This is a genomic window from Kitasatospora sp. MAP12-44 (assembly GCF_029892095.1).
Taxonomy (GTDB): domain Bacteria; phylum Actinomycetota; class Actinomycetes; order Streptomycetales; family Streptomycetaceae; genus Kitasatospora.
This window is the reverse complement of record NZ_JARZAE010000004.1, coordinates 2,046,820-2,068,437: the sequence shown is the minus strand read 5'-3', so window position 1 is coordinate 2,068,437 and position 21,618 is coordinate 2,046,820. Positions and strand designations below refer to the sequence as shown.

Genomic DNA, 21,618 nt, shown 5'->3' with positions numbered 1-21,618 from the left:
CTCCCCGGTGGAGTGGCGTTGTGCCGCCTCGGTTGGATCACCGGACTGCTGGGGACTTTGCCATGCTGATGTTCAGAAGAGCCATGACCAGGCGGGCCGGACTGCTGACGGCCTCCGCCGCCGCCGTGCTCGCTCTCGCCACGGCCTGCGGGTCCAGCGGGATGTCCAGCGGGACGTCCTCCTCGGGGGCGAGCGGTACGCCCGCGCCGCCCTCGTCCTCCGCCAGTACGCCGCAGCCGTCCGCGCCGGGCAGTGGCATGGTCGACCTCAAGGTGACCATGAACGCCACGCTGGGCCAGATCGTCACCGACGGCAGCGGCCACACGCTCTACCGCTTCGACCAGGACACCGCGAACCCGTCGATGTCCAACTGCACCGGCTCCTGCGCGACGCTGTGGCCGGCCGCCACGGCTCCCAGTGGCGCGGTCACGGCGACCGGGATCAGCGCGAACCTGATCGGCACGGTGACCCGCGCCGACGGCACCAAGCAGCTCACCCTGAACGGTTGGCCGCTCTACCGCTACAGCCACGACACCGCCCCCGGCGACACCAACGGCCAGGGCGTGGGCGGGATCTGGTTCGCTGCCACGCCGACCGGCGGCAAGGCGATGGCGCAGAGCACCCCGAGCGCCCCGAGTATGCCGAGCGCCCCGAGTACGCACAGCACTCCGCCGAGTAGCGGCTACGGGTACTGACGCCGGAGGCAGGAGTGCATCAGGATGGCCTTGTGACCGATGACTCCCGGGCCGGCCGCCCAGCCGACGCGGACGAGGAGCTGATGCGGGCGCTCTACCACGAGCACGCCGGGCCGCTCCTCGGGTTCGTGCTGCACCTGGTGGGCGGCGACCGCCAGCGCGCGGAGGACGTGGTGCAGGAGACCCTGGTCCGGGCCTGGCGGCACGCCGACCGGCTCGAGGTGGAGGCAGGCTCGGTGCGGCCCTGGCTGGTCACGGTGGCCCGCCGGATCGTCATCGACAACCACCGGCGCGGCGCGGCCCGCCCGCAGGAGACCGACGCGGCGCCGCTGGAACTGCTCCCGGCCGCGGACGACCTGGACCGGGCGCTGCGGATGATGATGATCACCGACGCGCTGGGCGCGCTCAGCCAGGCGCACCGGGAGGTCATCGTGGAGACGTATCTGAAGGGCCGGACGGTCGGGGAGGTGGCCGCCGAGCTGGGCATCCCGGCCGGTACGGTGAAGTCACGGATCTTCTACGCGCTGCGCTCGCTGAAGCTCGCGCTTGAGGAACGAGGAGTGACGTCGTGACTGGGCCCCGGGGCCAACTGCCCCCGCAGGATCCGCACCTGGACGTGGGTGCCTACCTGCTCGGCGTACTCGACGAGGAGGACAGGGCGGCCTTCGAGGCCCATCTGGCGCACTGCCCGCAGTGCGCCGCCGAGTTGGCCGAGCTCGGCGAACTGAAGCCACTGCTGGCCGAGTTGGCGGGCAGCGGTACGGCGGACCCGCTGCCAGCGCCCGGCCCGCGGCTGCTGGAGGGCCTGCTCGGCGAGGTGCGCGCGGTACGCCGCCGGCGCCGCAGTCGGCGGCTGGCGCTGGTGGCCGCCGCGGCGGTGCTGGTGGTCGGGGGCCCGGGGGTCACTGCGGCGGTGCTGGACGCGGGCTCGCACCCCGCCGTACAGGCGGGCATGCTGCACAGCGCCACCGCCACCACGGCCGCCGGCGCTGTCAGCGCGACCGTCGGAGTGACCGACAAGGCCTGGGGCAGCGCCGTCACCCTCAGGCTGGACGGGGTGAGCGGACCGCGCGAGTGCGACCTGGTGGCGGTCTCGACCAGTGGTCAGCGCCAGACCGTCACCAGCTGGTACATCGGCCCGACCGGCTACGGGTCCGGGCCCGCCCAGGAGTTGCGGACCGCCGGCGGCGCGGGCTTCCACGCCGCCGACATCAGCCACTTCGACGTCCAGGACCTGGCCACCGGCCGGGTGCTGGTGAGCATCCCGACGGGTTGAGCGGCCAGGATCAGCGCGCGACCAACTGCTCGAAGTTCGCGACCAGCGCGGCGGGCGTCGGCTGGGCGGCGTTCTCCGCCTGGATCCGCACGGCGCCCTCCCGCAGCGCGGCGTCGGTCACCAGTCGGGTGAGCAACTCGCTGTCCACGTCGGCCGATTCCGAGCGCAACGCGAATCCGCAGCGCTGCGCCGCCAGCACGTTGATGAAGTGGTCGGCGCCCTGCGGCATGATCAGCTGGGGTATGCCCGCCACCAGCGCCGTCATCATCGTGCCTGAGCCGCCGTGGTGCACCAACGCATCGGCGCCGGCGAGCAGTTCGGCCAGCGGCACCCACGGGAGCGCGCTGACGTTGGCCGGAAGGGTGCCGAGTGCCTCCAGGTCCGCGCCGCCCACCGCGAGCAGGAAGTCCGCGTCCACCGTCGAGGCGGCCTCGGCCAGTTGGACGATCGAGCGGACGCCGTCCAGCTGGGTGAGCACGGTGCCCAGGGTGACCACCACGCGCGGCCGCTCGGAGCGGCGCAGCAGCTCGGCCGGTACCACCCCGCCGCCGTTGTACGGGACGTAGCGCACCCGCCAGCCGTCGCCGTCCCCGCCGAGCGAGGGCGGGACCACGTCCAGCGAGATCGGGCGGGCCGGTCCGGCCACCCCGTGCGCCTCGTACTGCCCGGCGAACTCGGTGGCCAGCTTGCTGATCATGTCCTGGCCCGAGGCGACGCCGAAGTTCTGCACCAGGGAGGGGAGTTTGAGCTTCGCGGCGACCAGCGGCGCGCTGGCCTGGAAGGAGTCGTAGACCAGGACGTCCGCGCCCCAGCCGGCCGCGGCCTCCAGCAGGCCCTCCACCGTGGACTCGGAGAGGTGGGCGAAGGCCCTGACCGCGCCATGGGGAATCCCGGTCTGGGTCCGGTCGACGTTGACGTAGGCGGCCTCCCCGTTGTTCACGTGCTCGAAGGCCTCCCGGACGGTCATGCCGTCGCCGATCCGGGTGATCGGGAGCCCGGAGCTGCGGATCACGTCGAGCGGCTCGGCGACGGCGAACAGCACCTCGTGCCCGGCGGACCGCAGGGCCTGGGCGGTGGGCACCATCGGGAAGAGGTGGCCGGCCGAGGCCGGGCTGGTGAACAGTATGCGCACGGCACTACTCCTGGTGAGGTACAGGTGGTCAGTTGACGCTCTCTGCAGTCTGTCCGCTCGCACTGATGATCAGTCAAATCGACCCCGACGGGCCGTGCGACAACCGGACGTTCTGCGCCGGCCCCTTGCCAAAAGCGCGCCGCGGTGCGCAAAGCCCACCGCGGCGCTGTGCTCAACTCTCGGGGCTCAACTCTCGGGGCTCAGCTTTCGGCGCCGTCCTCCAGATCGCCCTCGGCCTCCAGGAAGGCCGCGCGCAGCTCGTCCAACAGTCCAGGGTCCGGCTCGGCCCACAGGCCGCGGTCGGCCGCCTCCAGGAGCCGCTCGCTGATCCCGTGCAGGGCCCAGGGGTTGGCGTCGGTGAGGAACTGTCGGTTGACCGGGTCCAGCACGTACTCCTGGGTCAGCCGCTCGTACATCCAGTCCGCGACCACGCCGGTGGTGGCGTCGTAGCCGAACAGGTAGTCGACGGTGGCGGCCATCTCGAAGGCGCCCTTGTAGCCGTGCCGGCGCATCGCCTCCAGCCAGCGCGGGTTGACCACGCGGGCGCGGAAGACCCGGGCGGCCTCCTCGGTCAGCGTGCGGGTGCGGACCGTCTCGGGGCGGGTGGAGTCGCCGATGTACGCGGCCGGCGAGGAGCCGGTCAGTGCGCGGACGGTGGCCACCATGCCGCCGTGGTACTGGAAGTAGTCGTCCGAGTCGGCGATGTCGTGTTCGCGGGTGTCGGTGTTCTTGGCCGCCACCGTGATCCGCTTGTAGGCGGTCTCCATCTCCTCGCGCGCCGGGCGCCCGTCCAGGCCGCGGCCGTAGGCGTAGCCGCCCCAGGCCGTGTAGACCTCGGCGAGGTCGGCGTCGGTGCGCCAGTCGCGGCTGTCGATCAGCTGCAGCAGGCCGGCCCCGTACGTCCCCGGGCGGGAGCCGAACACCCGTACGGTGGCCCGGCGTTCGTCCCCGTGCTCGGCCAGGTCGGCCTGCACGTGAGCCCGCACGAAGTTGTCCGCGTCGGACTCCTCCTGGGCTGCGGCCAGGCGCACCGCGTCGTCCAGCAGGGCGACCACGTGCGGGAAGGCGTCGCGGAAGAAGCCGGAGATCCGCAGCGTCACGTCGACGCGCGGGCGGCCGAGTTCGGCCAGCGGGATCGGCTCCAGGCCGGTGACCCGGCGCGAGGCGTCGTCCCAGATCGGGCGGATGCCGAGCAGCGCGAACGCCTCGGCGATGTCGTCGCCGGCCGTGCGCATCGCGCTGGTGCCCCAGAGCGAGAGGCCGACCGAGGGCGGCACGGCGCCGTCGTTGTCCGCCTGGTAGCGGGCGACCAGCGATTCGGCCAGCGCCTGGCCGGTCTCCCAGGCGAGCCGGCTGGGCACCGCCTTGGGGTCCACCGAATAGAAGTTGCGGCCGGTCGGCAGCACGTTGACCAGCCCGCGCAGCGGCGAACCGGACGGCCCGGCGGGCACGAAGCCGCCGCGCAGCGCATGCACCACGGCGTCCAACTCGGCGGTGGTACCGGCCAGTCGGGGGACCACCTGGTGCACGGCGAAGTCCAGCACCTCGGCCACCGCGGTCGGCAGCCCGGCGGCGACCTTCTCGACCGCCTCGGGGGCCCAGTCGGCGGCCTCCATCGCCTCGACCAGGGCGCGCGCCTGCGCCTCGATGGCGTCGACGCTGCCGAGCGTGAGCGCCGCCTCGTCCAGGCCGAGCGCCTCGCGCAGGCCGGGCAGCGCGCGCACGCCGCCCCAGATCTGGCGGGCGCGCAGGATCGCCAGCACCAGGTTGACCCGGTCGGTGCCGGTCGGGGCCTGGCCCAGCACATGCAGGCCGTCGCGGATCTGGGCGTCCTTGATCTCGCAGAGCCAGCCGTCGACGTGCAGCAGGAAGTCGTCGAAGCCGTCGTCCTCGGGCCGGTCCTCCAGGCCGAGGTCGTGGTCCAGGCGGGCGGCCTGGATCAGCGTCCAGATCTGCGCCCGGACGGCCGGCAGCTTGGCCGGGTCCATCGCGGCGATGTTGGCGTGCTCGTCGAGCAGTTGCTCCAGGCGCGCGATGTCGCCGTAGCTCTCGGCGCGGGCCATCGGCGGGACCAGGTGGTCCACCAGGGTGGCGTGCGCGCGGCGCTTGGCCTGGGTGCCCTCGCCCGGGTCGTTGACCAGGAAGGGGTAGATCAGCGGCAGGTCGCCGAGCGCCGCGTCCGGCCCGCACTCGGCGGAGAGCGCGGCGGTCTTGCCGGGCAGCCACTCCAGGTTGCCGTGCTTGCCCAGGTGCACCACGGCGTCGGCGCCGAAGCCGCCGTCCGCCTGCGCGGCCGCGATCCAGCGGTAGGCGGCCAGGTAGTGGTGCGAGGGCGGCAGGTCGGGGTCGTGGTAGATCGCCACCGGGTTGGCGCCGAAGCCGCGCGGCGGCTGGACGAGCACCAGCAGGTTGCCGGCCCGCAGGCCCGCCAGCACGATGTCGCCGTCCGGGTTCTGGCTGCGGTCCACGTAGAGCTCGCCGGGCGCCGGGCCCCAGTGCTCCTCGACCTTGGTCCGCAGGCCCTCGGGCAGGCCCGCGTACCAGCGCCGGTAGTCGGCGGCCGGGATCCGGACGGGGTTGCGGGCCAGCTGGTCCTCGGTGAGCCAGTCCTGGTCGTAGCCGCCGGCGTCGATCAGCGCGCGGATCAGCGCGTCGCCCTCGTGCTGGTCCTCGACGTCGGCCAGACCCGGCAGTGCGTCCGGGCCCTCCAGCGGGCCGATGTCCCAGCCCTCGCCGTGCAGCCGGCGCAGCAGCCGGGCGGCGCTGGCCGGGGTGTCCAGGCCGACCGCGTTGCCGACCCGGGCGTGCTTGGTCGGGTAGGCGGACAGCACGAGCGCCAACCGCCGCTCGGCGGCCGGGATGTGGCGCAGCCGGGCGTGCCGCACGGCGATCCCGGCGACCCGCGCGGAGCGCTCGGGGTCGGCGACGTAGACGGTCAGGCCGTCCTCGTCCAGCTCCTTGAAGGAGAACGGCACGGTGATCAGACGGCCGTCGAACTCCGGCACGGCGACCTGGGTGGCGGTGTCCAGCGGGGAGAGGCCGTCGTCGCTGGACTCCCACACCGCGCGCGACCAGGTCAGGCAGAGCGCCTGCAGGATCGGGCGGTCGAGCGCGGCCAGCGCGCCGGCGTCCCAGGCCTCCTCGTCGCCGCCCGCCGAGGCGTCGGCGGGCCGGGTGCCGCCGGCCGCCAGCACGGTGGTCACGATGGCGTCGCAGCGGCCGAGTTCGGCGAGCAGCTCGTCGCTCGCGCCGCGCAGCGAGGAGCAGTACAGCGGCAGCGCCCGGCCGCCCGCGTCCTCGATCGCCGAGCAGAGCGTGTCGACGAAGGCGGTGTTCCCGCTCATGTGGTGTGCGCGGTAGTACAGCACCGCGACCAGCGGGCCCTCGGTGCGCCGGGGCGTGCGCTCCAGCGGACCCCAGTCGGGCGCGGAGGCGGGGGCGGCGAAGCCGTGGCCGGTAAGCAGCACGGTGTCGGAGAGGAACGCGGCCAGCTCGGCCAGGTTGGCCGGACCGCCGTGCGCGAGATAGGCGTGCGCCTCGGCGGCCAGGCCGGCCGGGACGGTGGACAGCTCCATCAGCTGGGCGTCCGGCGCCTGTTCGCCGCTCAGCACGATCACCGGGCGGGGCCCGGCCAGCAGCGCGTCCAGGCCCTCCTCCCAGGCGCGCCGGCCGCCGAGCAGCCGCACGACCACCAGGTCGGTGCCCTCGACGAGGGCGGGCAGGTCGGCCGGGGTCAGCCGAGCCGGGTTGCCGAGGCGGTACGGGACCGGGCCGGCGCTCGCGCGGGCCGAGAGCAGGTCGGTGTCGGAGGTCGACAGGAGCAGGATCACGCGGCGGCCCTCCCGCGCTGGTGGGCGGGAACGGGCATGACGGTGCGCATCGGCGTGCCTTCCTCGGGGTCCGCGCCCCGGGCGGGAGTACCCCCGGCCCAAGGCTGGGGGAGCGTGAGGACGGCAAGGAGTTCCTGGCTCCCACGGCGGGTGAGCCGTGGTCACAGTGGCGGGACCGCACCGGTTTCGCACCGGCTTCCTCCCCAGCGCCGTCGCTGGCGTGGGCGGACCGCGAGGCCCACCCGGCGTCATAGTAACGGGCGGCCGCAACGGCCCAGGGTGGCAGGCGTTCCGCCCGCGCCGACGACGGGCAGCCGAAACGCAGCTGGTGCTGCCTGATGCCCTGCCTGATGGCTGGCCTGATGCGGGGCATACGTCCAGTCGGATCATCGGTATGCTCGCGGCCATGTCACCCTCACCCTCCCCCGTCGAGCCTGCCCGCGTCCGGGCTGCTCGGGGGCGCGACGATGCCTGTCCGGGCGCGCTGCGGCTGCATGCGGCGGACGACGGGGCACTGGCCCGAGTGCGACTGCCGGGCGGCCTGCTGTCGTCCGATCAGGCGCTCGCGCTGGCCGAGGCGGCCGAGCAGTTGGGGGACGGCGCGCTCGAGACCACCTCGCGCGGCAACGTCCAGCTGCGGGGTCTGGCGGCCGACGCCGGTGCGGAGTTGGCCGCGCGACTCGGTGCGGCCGGGCTGCTGCCCTCGCTCGCGCACGACCGGGTGCGCAATATCGTCGCCTCCCCGCTGGCCGGGCTGGACGGCGGCCGGGACCTGAGCGGCCTGGTGGGTGAGCTGGACGCGCTGCTCTGCGCTTCGGCGGTCGCGCGCGGGCTCTCCGGACGCTTCCTCTTCGCCCTGGACGACGGGCGCGGCGACGTCGCCGGCCTGGACGCCGATGTGACCTTGATCGCACAGCCGGACGGCACCCACCTGCTGCGCCTGGGCCGGGCGGCGACCTGCGCGGTCGTCGCCGACGGCCCGAGCGCCGCGCTGCGCGCCGCCGAGGAGTTCATGGTGCTCGCCGCCGGCGCCTGGCGGATCCGCGAAGCCGACCCGGACGGGACGCGGCTCGCGGCCCGCCTGGGCCTCGCGCCGCGTGCGCTGCCCGAGCTGTCCGGCCGCCGCCCGGCGGTCGGTGCGGTGGCGGGCGGGATCTCGGTGGGCTTCCGGTTCGGTCGGGCCACTGCCGCGCAGTGGCGGCTGCTCGCCGCGCTGGCGGTCGACGGCCTGCGGGTGACCCCGTGGCGCGGCGCGGTGCTGCCCGGCGTGGCGGCCGGCGAGCTGTCCGCGCTCGCCGCGGCCGGACTGCGCACCGACCCGGCCTCCGCGTGGGAACTGGCCACCGCGTGCACCGGATCGCCCGGCTGCGCCAAGTCGCTGGCCGACGTGCGAAGCGACGCCGCGACGGCGCTGGACGCGATGCCCGCTCCCGTGGGCCTCCCCGTCCACTGGTCGGGCTGCGAGCGCCGCTGCGGCCACCCGGCCGGCGAGTGGGTCGATGTGCTCGCCACCGGCGCCGGCGCCTACCGGATATCCCAACCCGCAGGTGTAGTAGCAGAAGTGACGAACCAACAGATGGCGGCAGCGGTCGCTGCGGCCCGGAGGACCACGTGATCGAGTACGAGAAGGACGGCGCGGCGATCTACCGCGAGTCCTTTGCCACCATCCGCGCCGAGGCGGACCTTGCCGGCCTGCCCGCCGACGTCTCCCAGGTCGCGGTGCGGATGATCCACGCCTGCGGGATGACCGACCTGGTCGCCGACCTGCTCTGGACCCCCGGTGTGGTGGCCTCCGCGCGGGCCGCGCTGCGGGCCGGCGCGCCGATCCTGTGCGACGTCTCGATGGTGGCCAGCGGCGTCACCCGCAAGCGGCTGCCCGCCGACAACGAGGTGATCTGCACGCTCTCCGACCCCTCGGTCCCCGCGCTCGCCGCCGAGCTCGGCACCACCCGCAGCGCGGCCGCCATGGAGCTGTGGCGCGACCGGCTGGAGGGCTCGGTGGTCGCCGTCGGCAACGCGCCGACCTCGCTCTTCCGGCTGCTGGAGATGATCGAGGCGGGCGCTCCCCGTCCGGCCGCGGTGATCGGCGTTCCGGTCGGTTTCATCGGCGCCGCCGAGTCCAAGCAGGCGCTGGCCGAGCACCCCTCCGGCCTGGAGCACCTGGTGGTGCGCGGGCGGCGCGGCGGCAGCGCGATCGCGGCCGCGGCCCTCAACGCGATTGCGAGTGAGATCGAATGACCGCCGACCAGCAGAGCGCTGACCAGCATGACGTTGAGCAGGCGGCCGCCGGGACGACCGGTCGGCTCTACGGGGTCGGCCTCGGCCCGGGCGACCCGGACCTGATGACCGTCCGCGCCGCCGCCCTGATCGGCCAGGCCGACGTGGTGGCCTACCACAGCGCCCGGCACGGGCGTTCGATCGCCCGCTCGATCGCCGCCCGCTACCTGCGCGAGGGCCAGGTCGAGGAACCGCTGGTCTACCCGGTCACCACCGAGACCACCGACCACCCCGGCGGCTACCGGGGCGCGTTGGACGAGTTCTACGAGGAGGCCGCGGCCCGGCTGGCCGTCCACCTGGACGCCGGGCGCACCGTGGTGGTGCTCGCCGAGGGCGACCCGATGTTCTACGGCTCGTACATGCACATGCACAAGCGGCTCGCACACCGCTATCCGACCGAGGTGGTCCCCGGGGTGACCTCGGTGAGCGCCGCGGCCGCCCGGCTCGGCCGGCCGCTGGTCGAGGCGGAGGAGGTGCTGACCATCCTGCCGGGCACGCTGCCCGAGGAGGAGCTGACGGCCCGGCTCGCCGCCACCGACTCGGCCGCGATCCTCAAGCTGGGCCGGACCTTCCCCACCGTGCGCCGCGCGCTGGAGCGCTCGGGACGGCTGGCGGACGCCCAGTTCGTCGAGCGCGCCACCATGGCGGGGGAGCGGCTCGCGCCGCTGGCCGAGGTGGACCCGTCGACCGTGCCGTACTTCTCGGTGGCGATCCTGCCGAGCCGGATCGGGCTGCCGCAGCGGCAGCAGGAGCCGGAGGCCGTCCCGGAGGGCGCCGGCCAGGTGGTCGTGGTCGGCCTCGGCCCGGCCGGTCCGCTCTGGCTGACCCCCGAGGCGCGCGGTGAACTCGCCGCCGCCGACGACCTGGTGGGCTACACCACCTACCTGGACCGGGTGCCGGCGCGCCCCGGCCAGCAGCGGCACGGCTCGGACAACAAGGTCGAGGCCGAGCGCGCCGAGTTCGCCCTGGACCTGGCCCGGCGCGGGCGCCGGGTCGCGGTGGTCTCCTCCGGTGACCCGGGCGTCTTCGCGATGGCCACCGCCGTCCTGGAGGCCGCCTGCGCCGACCCGTACCGCGAGGTGCCGGTGCGGATCGTCCCCGGCATGACGGCCGCGCACGCCGCCGCCTCCCGCGCGGGCGCGCCGCTGGGCCACGACTACGCGGTCGTCTCGCTCTCCGACCGGCTCAAGCCCTGGTCGGTGGTGGCCGAGCGGCTGCGTGCGGCGGCCTCGGCGGACCTGGTGCTGGCCCTGTACAACCCGGGTTCGCGCAGCCGTACCACGCAGGTCGCGCTGACCCGAGACCTGCTGCTCGAACACCGCGCGCCGGACACCCCGGTGGTGCTGGCGCGCGACGTCGGCGGCCCGACCGAGCGGGTCCGCACGGTACGGCTGGCCGACCTCGACCCGGCCGAGGTCGACATGCGCACCATCCTGCTGATCGGCTCCTCGCAGACCCAGGCGGTCCGGCGCGGTGACGGCACCGAGGTCGTCTGGACCCCGCGCCGCTACCCGGAGCGCTGAAGCGCCGCTTCCGGTCCGCCACGGGCCCGGACCGGCCGCGGGCGTGGGTGTGGCCCGGTGACGGAGATCCGTCACCGGGCCGTACTCGGGTCGGAGCTCAGCTCGCGCTCAGCTCCGATTCAGGCCGGGCTGATGCCCGACGCAGGCCCGACTCAGGTCCAACTCAGGTCCAACTGGTGTCCTCCCCAGACGTGTTGACCTGGTACTGGACCTGAACGACCCGAGAGTTTCCCCCGTAAACCGACATGACTGTCCCCTCTGTCTGCATGGTGTTCACCCACTGCTGATGGTCTGGCCCCTGGGCACCCTGGGCACCCCGCCGGGACCGAGCGCGCGGCGTTGCGCGACGGCATGGCGAAGTACCGCGTGTGCGGAGGGCCTTGTGAGTTGAGCTGCTTGGCCGTCTCGCGGCTGCCATCCCCTGTGTGGCAGCCGACCCGGGCGGCTTGACGTCCTTGACGCTACCGGCTCAACAGGTGCCGGCGGTACTGGATTAGTTGTCGCCGGAGCTTCCGCCGAAGCGCCGGGTGCGGGGGCCCGTTCCCCCAGCTGTTGTCATCAATCTAGCGACGGCCACTGACAATCGGCCCCCGCGGTGCATTGCCCGATCGGGCAGCCAAGTCCCCTGTATTCCCCCCGTGTTAAGAGCACCGCCCCTTTGGACGAATCCCGGGCGGCGGAGGTTCCCGTTCTCTCAGAATCCGCCGCCACCGCCGCCACCGCTGCTCAGCCGGCGGCCGCCCGCAGCCAGGCCAGCGCACCCGCCACGTCCGGCGCGACCGGGACCCCGGCGGGCGGCCGCGGACGCTGCACGACCACCACCGGCAGCCCGAGTTCACGCGCCACCGCCAGCTTCGGAGCGGTGGCCGCGCCACCGCTGTCCTTGGTCACCAGCACGTCGATCCGGTGCTCGCGGAAGATCTCGCGCTCGCCGGCCAGGTCGAACGGCCCCCGGCTGAGCAGCACCAGCAGGTCGGCGGGCAGCGGCGGCTCGGGCGGCTCCACCGAGCGGGCGACGACATGCACCCCCGCGACCCCGGCGAAGGCCGCCATGCCGAGGCGTCCGGTGGTCAGCAGGGCCCGCCGCCCGAGCCCGGGCAGCACAGCGGCGGCCTCCTCCAGCGAGCCCACCGGGTGCCAGCGGTCACCGGCGACGGGGACCCAGCTGGGCCGGCGCAGGGCGAGCAGGGGAACATGGACGGTGGCGGCCGCCTCGGCCGCGTTGCGGCTGATGACCTGGGCGAAGGGATGCGTGGCGTCGATGAGGGTGTGCACGTGCTGCGACCGCAGCCAGTCGGCGAGGCCGGCGGCGCCACCGAAGCCGCCGATCCGTACCTCGCCGGCCGGCAGCCGCGGCTCGGCCACCCGGCCGGCCAGCGAACTGGTCACCCGCAGGGTCGGGTCGCCGGCCAGCTCGGCCGCCAGCCGACGGGCCTCGGTGGTGCCGCCGAGGATCAGGATGTGCCGCACGGGTGCTCCTTCGATGCGTGGGGCCGGGCGTGTCTGAGCGGGCGGGCGGGCGCGAGGAGCAACTGCGCAGCAGCGGCCTGCGCCCCGGCTGGACCACCGGAGCCTGCGCCACCGCCGCCACCACCGCGGCCTACACCGCGCTGCTCACCGGCGAGTTCCCCGACCCGGTGACGATCACCCTGCCCAGGGGCCAGCGTCCCGCCTTCGCCCTGGCTGCCGAGGAGTTGACGGAGTGTCAAGCGGCGATGGCGGCCGTGGTCAAGGACGCCGGCGACGACCCGGACGTCACACACGGCGCCGTGATACGGGCGACCGTGCGCCCCGGCCCGCCCGGCAGCGGCGTGCGCTTCCTGGCCGGCAGCGGCGTCGGCACGGTCACCAAGGCCGGACTGCCGCTGGCGGTCGGCGAGCCCGCGATCAACCCGGTGCCCCGGCAGATGATGCGCGACGCGGTGGCCGAGGTGGCCGCGCGGCACGGCGGGACGGGCGACGTCTCGATCGAGATCTCCATCGACCACGGCGCCGAGATCGCCCGCAGCACCTGGAACCCGCGCCTTGGCATCCTCGGCGGCCTCTCGGTGCTGGGCACCACCGGCATCGTGGTCCCGTACTCCTGCTCGGCGTGGATCGACAGCATCCGGCGCGGCGTGGACGTGGCCCGCGCCGCCGGTCGCACGCATGTCGCGGGCTGCACCGGCTCGACCTCGGAGAAGGTCGCGGTGGCCGAGCACGGGCTGCCCGAGGACGCGCTGCTGGACATGGGCGACTTTGCCGGCGCGGTGCTCAAGTACCTGCGCCGGCACCCGGTGGACCGGCTGACCATCGCCGGGGGGTTCGCCAAGCTCTCCAAACTGGCGGCCGGCCACCTCGACCTGCACTCGGCGCGCTCCCAGGTGGACAAGGGCTTCCTGGCCGAGCTGGCCCGCCAGGGCGGCGCCGGGCCCGAGCTGGTGGCCGCGGTGGCGGCAGCCAACACCGGCCTGGAGGCCGTCCAGCGCTGCGCGGCGGCCGGGGTGCCGCTCGGCGACCTGGTGGCCCGCGGCGCCCGCGCGACGGCGCTGGGCGTGCTGCGCGAGGCGCCGGTCGCGGTCGACGTGATCTGCATCGACCGGGCCGGCACCGTCGTCGGGCGCGCCGAACCGCTGGCCAACAGCCGGAGCTAGAGCCCGCACGACCGGTCGCGCTCGGCCGAGTACAGGTGGCTGTCGGGGAACTGCTCGGCCCCCAGCGTCCGGCCGACCAGGATGACGGCCGTCCGCACCACACCGGCGGCCTTCACCTGGTCGGCGATGTCGGCCAGCGTGCCGCGCAGCACCAGCTCGTCGGGGCGGCTGGCCAGCGCGACCACGGCTGCCGGGCAGTCGGCGCCGTAGTTGGGCAGCAGCTCGGCCACCACCCGGTCGACGTACCGGGCGGCCAGGTGCAGCACCAGCAGCGCGCCGCTGCGGCCGAGCGTGGCCAGGTCCTCGCCGGCGGGCATCGGGGTGGCCTGCTGGGCGATCCGGGTCAGGATCACCGTCTGGCCCACTGTCGGCACGGTCAGCTCGCGGCCCAGCGCCGCCGCCGCGGCGGCGAAGGCGGGCACGCCCGGGACGATCTCGTACGGCACGCCCGCCGCGTCCAGCCGGCGCATCTGCTCGGCGACGGCGCTGAACACCGACGGGTCACCGGAGTGCAGCCGCGCGACGTCCTGGCCGGCCTGGTGGGCGCGGACCAGCTCGGCCGTGATCTCGGTCAGATTGAGCTGGGCGGTGTCGACCAGCCTGGCGCCCGGCGGGCACTCGGCCAGCAGCTCGGCCGGCACCAGGCTGCCCGCGTACAGGCAGACGCCGCACTTGGCCAGCAGACGGGCGCCGCGCAGGGTGATCAGGTCGGCGGCGCCGGGGCCGGCGCCGATGAAGTAGACGGTCACGAGGCTTCTCCTCCAAGGGGTGTGGCGGGTTTGACGACCGACCACTGGGTGACCGGCATCGCCTGCCGCCACCCGGTGAAGCCGCCGACCGGCACGGCGTGGGCGACGGCCAGGCGCAGCAGCTCGCCGCCGCAGCGGCGGTACCACTCGGTGAGCAGCGCCTCGGACTCCAGGGTCACGGTGTTGGCGACCAGCCGGCCGCCGGGCGGCAGGGCGGTCCAGCAGGCGTCGAGCAGTCCGGGCGCGGTCAAGCCGCCGCCGATGAACACCGCGTCGGGCACGGGCAGTTCGGCCAGCGCGGCGGGGGCGGCGCCGGTCACCACGCGCAGTCGTGGCACGCCGAGCGCGGCCGCGTTGCGGGTGATCCGCTCGGCCCGCACCGGGTCGCGTTCCACGCTGACGGCCTGGCAGCCGCGGTGGGCGCGCAGCCACTCGATCGCGATGCTGCCGGAGCCGCCGCCGACGTCCCAGAGCAGCTCGCCGGGCCTGGGGGCGAGCGTGGCGAGTGTCGCAGCCCGGACATGACGCTTCGTCAACTGTCCGTCACTCTCGAAGAGTTCGTCCCGCAGGCCGGGCACAAGCGAACCGGGCACGGTGTCCGCGGCGGCCCGGCAGTGCACCGCGACGATGTTCAGCCGGTCGCCGGCCGGGTGTGCCCAGTCCTGCGCCAGGCCGTCCAGCACCCGCTCGTCCGGGCCGCCCAGCTGCTCGAGTACCCGCAACTCGCTCGGTCCGTAGCCGCGCTCGCGCAGCAGACCCGCGACGGCGGCCGGGGTGTGCGCGTCGGCGCTCAGCGCCAGCAGCCGCCGTCCGTCGTGCAGCGCGCCCGCCAGCGTGGCGAGTTCGCGCCCGACCAGGCTGACCGTCTCGGTCTCCTCGAGCGCCCAGCCGAGCCGCGCGCAGGCGTAGGAGACCGAGGACGGGTGCGGCAGCACTCGCAGCCGGTCGGCGCCCAGCAGCTCGGTCAGCGTCCGGCCGATCCCGAAGAACATCGGATCGCCGCTGGCCAGCACCGCCACCCGGCGCTCGGCGTGCGCCGCCAGCAGCCCGCGCACGGCGGGCCGCAGCGGCGAGGGCCACGGCACCCGGACGGCTCCGACCACCGGTGGCAGCAGCGCCAGTTGCCGGGGGCCGCCGATCACCGTCTCGGCCGCCTCCAGCGCGGCCCGCGAGGCCGGCGCGAGCCCGGCCCAACCGTCCGCGCCGATCCCCACGACCGTCACCGGCGGGGTGGTTGGTGGGCTGGTCAACAGGGGTCTCCTCGCAGGTCCGGGCAGGCGCACCGGCAGCCTACCGGTCCGTACCGGGCACCCCGGGTCCAGCCCTCCGAGCCTGTCCACCGCCCGTCCGGGGAGTTCTGGACCCTCGCATCCGGAATCTCTCGAAAAGGATGTAACACGAGGGGCGGGTCGCAGCGTTGGAGGAGTGACAACGTCAGGTGGAAGGACACCTTCGGTGGGGGACGTACCAGCGGACTTCTTCGAGTTCGCGCACGCGTGCAGCGGTCGGCTGTTCCGCACCGCCTGCCTGCTCACGGGGGACTGGCATCTGGCCGAGGACCTCGTGCAGGAGACGCTCGCCAAGGTGTACCGCTCCTGGCATCGGATCGACCTCACCGGGTCGCCGACCGCCTACGCGCGGACGGTGCTGGTCCGTACCTTCATCTCCTACCGGCGCCGGCGCAGTTCCTCCGAGCGGCCGGTCGAGGCGGTTCCCGAGTCGGCCGGCCCGGTGGACGACCCGGAGCTGCGGATGGCCCTGATGGACGCCCTGGCGAAGCTCACCGCCAAGGACCGGGCGGTGCTGGTGCTGCGCTACTGGCAGGACCAGTCCGTCGAGGAGACCGCTCAGACGCTGCGGGTTTCGCAGGGCGCCGTGCGGGTCCGGAGCCTGCGGGCCCTGCAGAAGCTGCGGTCGGTGCTCGGCGACGACCTGGCCGAGCTGGCGAGGTCCTGACCGTGCCCGGGCCCCACTTCCGCCGTCCCCTGACTCCGACCTCCGACCGAACGGAGAGCACCGTGTCCCCCGACGAACTGGTCGACAGCGACGAACGGCTGATGGCCGACGCCTTGGACCGTGCCGCCGGGCGGTTCGCCCCGCACAGCCCCGACCTGGTCCAGCGCGCGGCCCTGCGCGGCCGGCACCTGCGGCGGGTGCGGCGCGCCCAACTGTCGGCCGCCGCGCTGGTGGTGGCGGTCGGCGGGACGGCGTTCGGGATCGCTGGGCTGACCGACCACGACGCGGTGCGGCCGGCGCCCGCGGCCACTTCGGTGTCCGTTGCGCCGTCGCCGTCCGGCCTGATCAGTGACCAGCTGGCCGCGCTGCTGCCCGCCGGAAGCACTGTCCGCGATCCGCGCGACCTCGGCACTTTCAAGGACGGGCAAGTCGCGGGAGGCAACCGGCTGGGGCCCGAGATCATGGGCATGGTGGATCTGGCCGACGGTCACGGCAGTGGCACCCTGGCGCTGGGCCTGGCGGATCTCGCCCCGGACCAGTTGCAGGAGATGCGGCAGGCCTGCCGCCCGACCGCCACGGCGGTCTGTGAGACGCTCCCGGACGGTACCGTCGTCCTGACTCAGCAGGTGTCGTCGGGGAACGGATTGGTCAACTGGCGGGTGGACGCCTACCGTGCGGACGGCCGCAAGGTGGACGCCACTGAGTTCAACGCGGTCCTCGTCCAGGGCCCTCCCGCGAAGTGGAGCGAACTACCGCTGACCATGGATGAGTTGCGAGCGATCGCACTGAACGCGCACTGGGAGAAGTGAAGATGACTCCGGGGGGAGAGCGACCGATGGACGATGGGTCCGACAGGTACGGCGTGCGCTGGGATACGGACGGCGAGGACTACGGCGAGGAGTACGGCGACGAGCCCGTGGCGCGTCTGTCCACCCGTACGGTCCTCAAAGTCGGCCTGGCCGGCGTAGTGCTCGGCCTCTTCGTGGTGGGCGGCCTCGGCGCGTACAACCTGGGCTCCGCCATCGAGGGCGGCTCGCACACCGCCGGCCCGCCGGGCCCGGGCCGCTCCGCCGCGCCGACCACCGACGGCGCCCCGCCGAGCGCCGTGCAGGCGGCGGCCGTCGAGCAGGCGTTCCTGAGCGACTGGGCCGGCGGTGACCTGGCGGGGGCCGGAGCGCTGACCGACGGACCCGCCGACGCGGTCACCGCGCTGACCGCCTTTCGCGACACCCTCCAGCCGACCTCGCTGGCCTTCGCGCCGAGCGGCCCGCTCGCCAACGGGCTGGCGGTGACCCCGGGGCAGCTGACCCTCGGCTTCAAGGCCACCGTCACCTTCGCCGGTGCCCCCGCCCCCTGGACGTACGACGGGCAGGTGGGCGTGCAGCGCGGTGCCGACGGGCGGACGCTGGTGCACTGGGCCCCCACCGTGATCCACCCGCAGCTGGGCCCGGGCGAGTCGATCGGCATCCGCGCGGTGGCCGCCCTGGACGCCAGGACGACCGACCGCAAGGGCCGCCCGCTGGACACGTTCCCCTCGCTCGCCCCGCTGCTCGCCGCCCTGCAGCCGCCCGACGCGAGCGCCGCCAGTCCCTCCAGCGCCACCAGCCCGTCCAGCACCGCCAGCCCCTCCGGCGGCACCCCGGGCAAGGCCGTGGTGATCACCGGCGACTCCGGCGACTCCGGCAGCAATCCCGCCGACCAGTTATTCGTCATCTCCCAGCCGACGGCCGGCCATGAGGACCGGCTGACCCTGGACGCCGACCTCCAGGCGGCGGCGGAGGCGGCGGTCGCGCAGCAGTCGGCGGGCGTCAACCCCGCCTCACTCGTGGCGATCGAGCCCAGCACGGGCGACATCCTGGCCGTGGCCAACGCACCGGCCGGCGGCTTCAACGGGGCGTTCCTCGCAGACGTCGCGCCCGGCTCCACGATGAAGGTGATCACCGCCGCCGCCCTGCTGGAGGCCGGCGACCAGCCGCAGAGCGCCGTCCCGTGCAAGGCGACCACCAACTCGCCGAAGCTCTGGCGCAACGACGAGGCCGGCGACCACCTCGACTACACGCTGGCCGACGACTTCGCGCAGTCCTGCAACACCGCCTTCATCGATGAGAGCCACGCCAAGCTCGCCCCCGGCGCGCTCGCGCAGACCGCCCAGCAGTTCGGCATCGGCCAAGCCTGGTCCACCGGACCGGGGGTGAGCAGCTTCGACGCGGTGATCCCGCCTCCCACGGACTCGGACGACGCGGCCGCCGAGGTGATCGGCCAGGGTGGGATCCAGGCCAACCCGCTCACCATGGCGTCCGTCGCGGCGACCGTCGAGAACGGCACCTTCCGCCAGCCCGTCCTGCGCCCGGGTCAGCCCCAGGTCGCGGCCGCCCACCCGCTGCCCGCCGCGGTCGCCCAGGAGCTGCGCGCCATGATGGCCCGGACCGCGGCCGACGGCACGGCCCGGGCGGCCATGGCGGGCCTGACCGGCCGGGTCGGCGCCAAGACCGGCACGGCCCAGGTGGACGGCGCGCCGGCCCCCAACAGCTGGTTCATCGCCTATCGCGGCAACCTCGCGGTCGCCGCCGAGATCCAGGGCGGCGGCTACGGCGCCGTGGCGGCCGGCCAGGCGGTCGCACACGTCCTGGCGGTGGGCAACCCGGGCTAGACGAGGGCTAGACGCGGGCTGGACGAGGGCTGGACGAGGGCTAGGCTGGCGCGATGACTGATGAGCAGGAGCGGGTGCAGCCCTCGGGAGTATGGGCAACGGCGGTGGGGGTGGCCAGGGTTAGGGCGCTGGAGACCGAGCGGGAGAACGCGCTGTTCCGCGACCCGCTGGCACAGGCCTTCGCCGCCGCCGGTGGCCTGTGGCCCTCCTCGCCACCGCCCGCTGACGAGGCCGCGCGCCGCCGCCGGCTGGCCGTGGCATTCTCCATCGTCATCAGGACGAAGTTCCTCGACGACCTGTTGCAGCAGGCCTCCGCGTCCGGGGTCCGGCAGGTCGTGCTGCTCGGCGCCGGTATGGACAGCCGGGCCTTCCGGATGGACTGGCCCGAGGGCACCCGGCTGTTCGAGGTCGACACCGCCGCGCCACTGGACTTCAAGGCTTCGGTCCTGCGCCAGGAGCGGGCCGTCGCACGCTGCGAGCGGATCACCGTCGCGGTGGATCTGCATGAGGACTGGCCGGGCGCGCTGACCGCCGCAGGGCACGACCCGGCGCTGCCGACCGTGTGGATCGCCGAAGGACTGCTGATCTATCTGCCCGAGGACGCGGTGGAACTGCTGCTGGCCCGGATCAGCGCGCAGTCGGCGGCAGGCAGTCGGATGGGGCTGACGTTGGGCTCGCGCGGCGTGATCGAGCGCTTCGGCGCGGACGCCCTGCCGGGATCGGCGGCGTCCATGTGGGTTTCGGAGATGCCCGACGACCCGGTGGGCTGGCTGGCCGGGCACGGCTGGGAGGCCGGCAGCCACACCCTGCGCGAGCGCGCTGCCGCCTACGGCCGCCCGATCAGCACCCCGCCGCAGCGCGAGGAGGGGCCCGGCGGACTGATCTCGGCGGTCCGCCGGTAGAGCGCCTCCACCGCGGTTGCGCTGGTCGGGCTACGGCAGCCGGGGGACGCGGTGCGGCGCGGGTGGCCTGTCGGGCGGGGCGAACTCACCGGCCGGGGCAGGCTGGTCCCGTTCTGCGGCGCAACCCGACCCCGCAGCCGCAACGCCCTAACGCCCTAACGCCATAACGGGAGCGCGCGATGGACCGGCCGGACCGCAACGTAATGGATCGCCGCCGCCTGCTCACGGCGGCCGGCTCCGCGCTGGGCCTGGCAGGCACATTGGGTGCCACGCGCGCCGCTGCCGTGGCTGCCGTGGCTGAGCCCGAGGCGTTCGGGCCGGTGACGGTGGGTCCGGCCGACTGCCGCTACGAGAGCCTGCTGCGCGGCAACAACTTCCGCTTCGTGGGCGCACCCGAGGAGATCCGGGTGCTGGGGTCCACCGCCCAGGTGGTGCGCGCGGTGTCGGATGCCGTGCGCTCGGGGCGGCGGGTGGCGGTGCGCAGCGGCGGGCACTGCTTCGAGGGGTTCACCGCGGATCCGGCGGTGCGGCTGCTGCTGGACCTGTCGCCGATGGACGCGGTCGGCTTCGACGCCGAGCGCGGGGCCTTCGCGGTGCAGCCGGGGGCCACGCTCGGGCAGGTGTACCGGCGGCTGTTCACCGGCTGGGGCGTGACCATCCCGGCGGGCGGCTGCCCGGAGGTGGGCGCCGGGGGCCACCTGTCCGGCGGCGGGTACGGGCCGCTGTCGCGCCGGTACGGCTCGGTGGTGGACCACCTGTACGGCGTCGAGGTGGTGGTGGCCGACCGGGACGGCAACGTCCGCCCGGTGGTGGCCACCCGCGAGCCGGACGACCCGAACCGCGACCTGTGGTGGGCGCACACCGGCGGTGGCGGCGGGAACTTCGGTGTGGTCACCCGGTACTGGCTGCGCTCGCCCGGCGCCACCGGCACCGACCCGGCGCACCTGCTGCCGCGCGCGCCGCGCGAGCTGCTGGTCCACCTGGTCAGCTGGGCCTGGGACGAGCGCATGACCGAGCAGGCGTTCAGCACGCTGCTGCGCAACTTCGGTACCTGGCACGAGCGCAACAGCGCGCCGGGGTCGCCGTCCGCGGGCCTGTACGCGATCCTCGAGCCGACGCACCGCAGCGCCGGTTCGTTCCAGCTGACCGTGCGGATCGACGGCGATCTGCCGGGCGCGGACGGCCTGGTGGCCGACTTCGTGGCCGCGGTCACCGCCGGCTCCGGCGTCACCCCCACGCTCGCCGCCGGGGAGCGGATGCCCTGGCTGCACCCGACGACCTGGCCCGGTACCGGGGAGTCCGGCGACGTGGTCGTCCGTCGCTACAAGGGCAAGGCCGGCTATCTGCGCCGCTCCTTCACCGACCGCCAACTCGCCGCGATCTACCGGCAGTTGACGAACTCCACCGGTGGCCCGACCGGGGGCATGCTGATCGTCGGCTACGGCGGCCAGGTCAACACCGTGGACCCGGCGGCCACCGCGGTCGCCCAGCGCGACGCGGTGATGAAGGCCGTTTACCACACGGTCTGGGCGGATGAGGGCGACGACGACGCCAACCTGTGCTGGATCCGCGAGTTCTACCGCGCGGTGTACGCGGACACCGGTGGTGTTCCGGTGCCCGGCGAGGTCAGCGACGGCTCCTACGTCAACTATCCGGACGTCGACCTGGCCGACCCGGCGTGGAACACCTCCGGCGTGCCGTGGCACCGGCTGTACTACAAGGACAACTACCCGCGCCTGCAGCAGGTGAAGGCCCGCTGGGACCCGCGTGACGTCTTCCGCCACGCGCTGTCGATCGAGCTGCCGGCCTGACCGCGCGGTGCGCGGGGGGAGGTTGACAGGAGTCGGCGGGCGCGGCAGCCTGGTAGCCGGCGTGGCCTACGCCCAACCTCCCCCGACCGCCCCCGGCGCGGTCTTGTACGGAGGCAAAGGGGCTGTTGTCTCAGGCTGTTGTCGCATGGTCCGAGCGTCTCGGATGTGGTTGCCGGTGGGACTG

At 74.4% G+C, this 21,618-nt stretch carries 18 protein-coding genes and 1 riboswitch; of the genes, 12 read left to right on the top strand and 6 right to left on the bottom strand.

Annotated elements, in window-relative coordinates; translation table 11 throughout:
- Positions 1-37: 37 nt before the first annotated feature.
- On the bottom strand, positions 38-280 hold the full coding sequence (locus P3T34_RS09765) for a hypothetical protein (RefSeq protein ID WP_280665615.1): 243 nt from the start codon (positions 278-280) through the stop codon (positions 38-40).
- Here P3T34_RS09765 and P3T34_RS09760 point away from each other — a divergent pair.
- From P3T34_RS09760 to P3T34_RS09750, 3 genes are read left to right on the top strand one after another with little or no spacing between them, the layout of a single operon-like run.
- Positions 279-695, top strand: a complete 417-nt coding sequence (locus P3T34_RS09760) for a hypothetical protein (RefSeq protein WP_280665614.1) — start codon at positions 279-281, stop codon at positions 693-695. The two genes, P3T34_RS09765 and P3T34_RS09760, sit on opposite strands and share 2 nt — an antisense overlap.
- Positions 696-727: 32 nt before the next feature.
- On the top strand, positions 728-1,267 hold the full coding sequence (locus P3T34_RS09755) for a sigma-70 family RNA polymerase sigma factor (protein ID WP_280665613.1): 540 nt from the start codon (positions 728-730) through the stop codon (positions 1,265-1,267).
- Positions 1,264-1,971: a zf-HC2 domain-containing protein gene (locus P3T34_RS09750; protein ID WP_280665612.1), complete on the top strand. Its 708-nt coding sequence runs from the start codon at positions 1,264-1,266 to the stop codon at positions 1,969-1,971. Before P3T34_RS09755 ends, P3T34_RS09750 begins: the two co-directional genes overlap by 4 nt.
- Positions 1,972-1,981: 10 nt before the next feature.
- On the opposite strand, the gene P3T34_RS09745 is transcribed toward P3T34_RS09750, so the two are convergent.
- Both P3T34_RS09745 and cobN read right to left on the bottom strand, forming a co-directional pair.
- Positions 1,982-3,103, bottom strand: a complete 1,122-nt coding sequence (locus P3T34_RS09745) for a glycosyltransferase (RefSeq protein ID WP_280665611.1) — start codon at positions 3,101-3,103, stop codon at positions 1,982-1,984.
- 200 nt (positions 3,104-3,303) lie between these two features.
- Positions 3,304-6,933 (bottom strand): cobaltochelatase subunit CobN, encoded by a 3,630-nt coding sequence (cobN, locus tag P3T34_RS09740; RefSeq protein ID WP_280665610.1) that lies wholly within the window; start codon positions 6,931-6,933, stop codon positions 3,304-3,306.
- A 128-nt stretch (positions 6,934-7,061) separates the two neighbouring features.
- Positions 7,062-7,135: riboswitch (cobalamin riboswitch) on the bottom strand.
- A gap of 204 nt (positions 7,136-7,339) precedes the next feature.
- On the opposite strand from cobN, the gene P3T34_RS09735 reads away from it, so the two are divergent.
- From P3T34_RS09735 to P3T34_RS09725, 3 genes are read left to right on the top strand one after another with little or no spacing between them, the layout of a single operon-like run.
- A complete protein-coding gene (locus P3T34_RS09735) occupies positions 7,340-8,548 on the top strand; it encodes a cobalamin biosynthesis protein CobG (protein WP_280665609.1) in 1,209 nt (402 codons plus the stop codon).
- Complete coding sequence (locus P3T34_RS09730) at positions 8,545-9,171, top strand: precorrin-8X methylmutase (RefSeq protein ID WP_280665608.1); 627 nt, start codon at positions 8,545-8,547, stop codon at positions 9,169-9,171. The genes P3T34_RS09735 and P3T34_RS09730 overlap by 4 nt, the downstream gene beginning before the upstream one ends.
- Positions 9,168-10,733 (top strand): precorrin-2 C(20)-methyltransferase, encoded by a 1,566-nt coding sequence (locus tag P3T34_RS09725; protein WP_280665607.1) that lies wholly within the window; start codon positions 9,168-9,170, stop codon positions 10,731-10,733. Before P3T34_RS09730 ends, P3T34_RS09725 begins: the two co-directional genes overlap by 4 nt.
- Positions 10,734-11,459: 726 nt before the next feature.
- Here P3T34_RS09725 and P3T34_RS09720 read toward each other — a convergent pair.
- Positions 11,460-12,203: a cobalt-precorrin-6A reductase gene (locus P3T34_RS09720; protein WP_280665606.1), complete on the bottom strand. Its 744-nt coding sequence runs from the start codon at positions 12,201-12,203 to the stop codon at positions 11,460-11,462.
- A 29-nt stretch (positions 12,204-12,232) separates the two neighbouring features.
- Between P3T34_RS09720 and P3T34_RS09715 the strand changes: the two genes are divergently transcribed.
- A complete protein-coding gene (locus P3T34_RS09715) occupies positions 12,233-13,366 on the top strand; it encodes a cobalt-precorrin-5B (C(1))-methyltransferase (RefSeq protein WP_280665605.1) in 1,134 nt (377 codons plus the stop codon).
- On the opposite strand, the gene cobM is transcribed toward P3T34_RS09715, so the two are convergent.
- Positions 13,363-14,115: a precorrin-4 C(11)-methyltransferase gene (cobM, locus tag P3T34_RS09710; protein WP_280665604.1), complete on the bottom strand. Its 753-nt coding sequence runs from the start codon at positions 14,113-14,115 to the stop codon at positions 13,363-13,365. The two genes, P3T34_RS09715 and cobM, sit on opposite strands and share 4 nt — an antisense overlap.
- Positions 14,112-15,368: a precorrin-6y C5,15-methyltransferase (decarboxylating) subunit CbiE gene (gene cbiE / locus P3T34_RS09705; RefSeq protein WP_280671930.1), complete on the bottom strand. Its 1,257-nt coding sequence runs from the start codon at positions 15,366-15,368 to the stop codon at positions 14,112-14,114. Before cbiE ends, cobM begins: the two co-directional genes overlap by 4 nt.
- Before the next feature lie 202 nt (positions 15,369-15,570).
- Here cbiE and P3T34_RS09700 point away from each other — a divergent pair, with 202 nt between their 5' ends.
- From P3T34_RS09700 to P3T34_RS09680, 5 genes are all read left to right on the top strand, one after another.
- Positions 15,571-16,071 carry a SigE family RNA polymerase sigma factor gene (locus tag P3T34_RS09700; RefSeq protein WP_280665603.1) on the top strand — a complete coding sequence of 167 codons (501 nt, stop codon included), beginning with the start codon at positions 15,571-15,573 and terminating at the stop codon, positions 16,069-16,071.
- 62 nt (positions 16,072-16,133) lie between these two features.
- Complete coding sequence (locus P3T34_RS09695) at positions 16,134-16,880, top strand: hypothetical protein (protein ID WP_280665602.1); 747 nt, start codon at positions 16,134-16,136, stop codon at positions 16,878-16,880.
- Positions 16,881-16,906: 26 nt separating this feature from the next.
- Positions 16,907-18,721: a penicillin-binding transpeptidase domain-containing protein gene (locus tag P3T34_RS09690; RefSeq protein WP_280665601.1), complete on the top strand. Its 1,815-nt coding sequence runs from the start codon at positions 16,907-16,909 to the stop codon at positions 18,719-18,721.
- Between the two features lie 53 nt (positions 18,722-18,774).
- Entirely contained in the window at positions 18,775-19,623 is an 849-nt protein-coding gene (locus P3T34_RS09685; protein WP_280665600.1) for a class I SAM-dependent methyltransferase, read from the top strand.
- A 293-nt stretch (positions 19,624-19,916) separates the two neighbouring features.
- Positions 19,917-21,434 carry an FAD-binding protein gene (locus P3T34_RS09680; RefSeq protein ID WP_280665599.1) on the top strand — a complete coding sequence of 506 codons (1,518 nt, stop codon included), beginning with the start codon at positions 19,917-19,919 and terminating at the stop codon, positions 21,432-21,434.
- Positions 21,435-21,618 lie beyond the last annotated feature (184 nt).

What these genes read in the sequence shown, in the direction of transcription:
- P3T34_RS09685 (WP_280665600.1), top strand. Translation starts at nt 18,775, where the DNA reads ATGACTGATGAGCAGGAGCGGGTGCAGCCCTCGGGAGTATGGGCAACG.
- P3T34_RS09760 (WP_280665614.1), top strand. Translation starts at nt 279, where the DNA reads ATGAACGCCACGCTGGGCCAGATCGTCACCGACGGCAGCGGCCACACG.
- P3T34_RS09735 (WP_280665609.1), top strand. Translation starts at nt 7,340, where the DNA reads ATGTCACCCTCACCCTCCCCCGTCGAGCCTGCCCGCGTCCGGGCTGCT.
- P3T34_RS09765 (WP_280665615.1), bottom strand. Translation starts at nt 280, where the DNA reads ATGGTCACCTTGAGGTCGACCATGCCACTGCCCGGCGCGGACGGCTGC.
- P3T34_RS09690 (WP_280665601.1), top strand. Translation starts at nt 16,907, where the DNA reads ATGGACGATGGGTCCGACAGGTACGGCGTGCGCTGGGATACGGACGGC.
- P3T34_RS09725 (WP_280665607.1), top strand. Translation starts at nt 9,168, where the DNA reads ATGACCGCCGACCAGCAGAGCGCTGACCAGCATGACGTTGAGCAGGCG.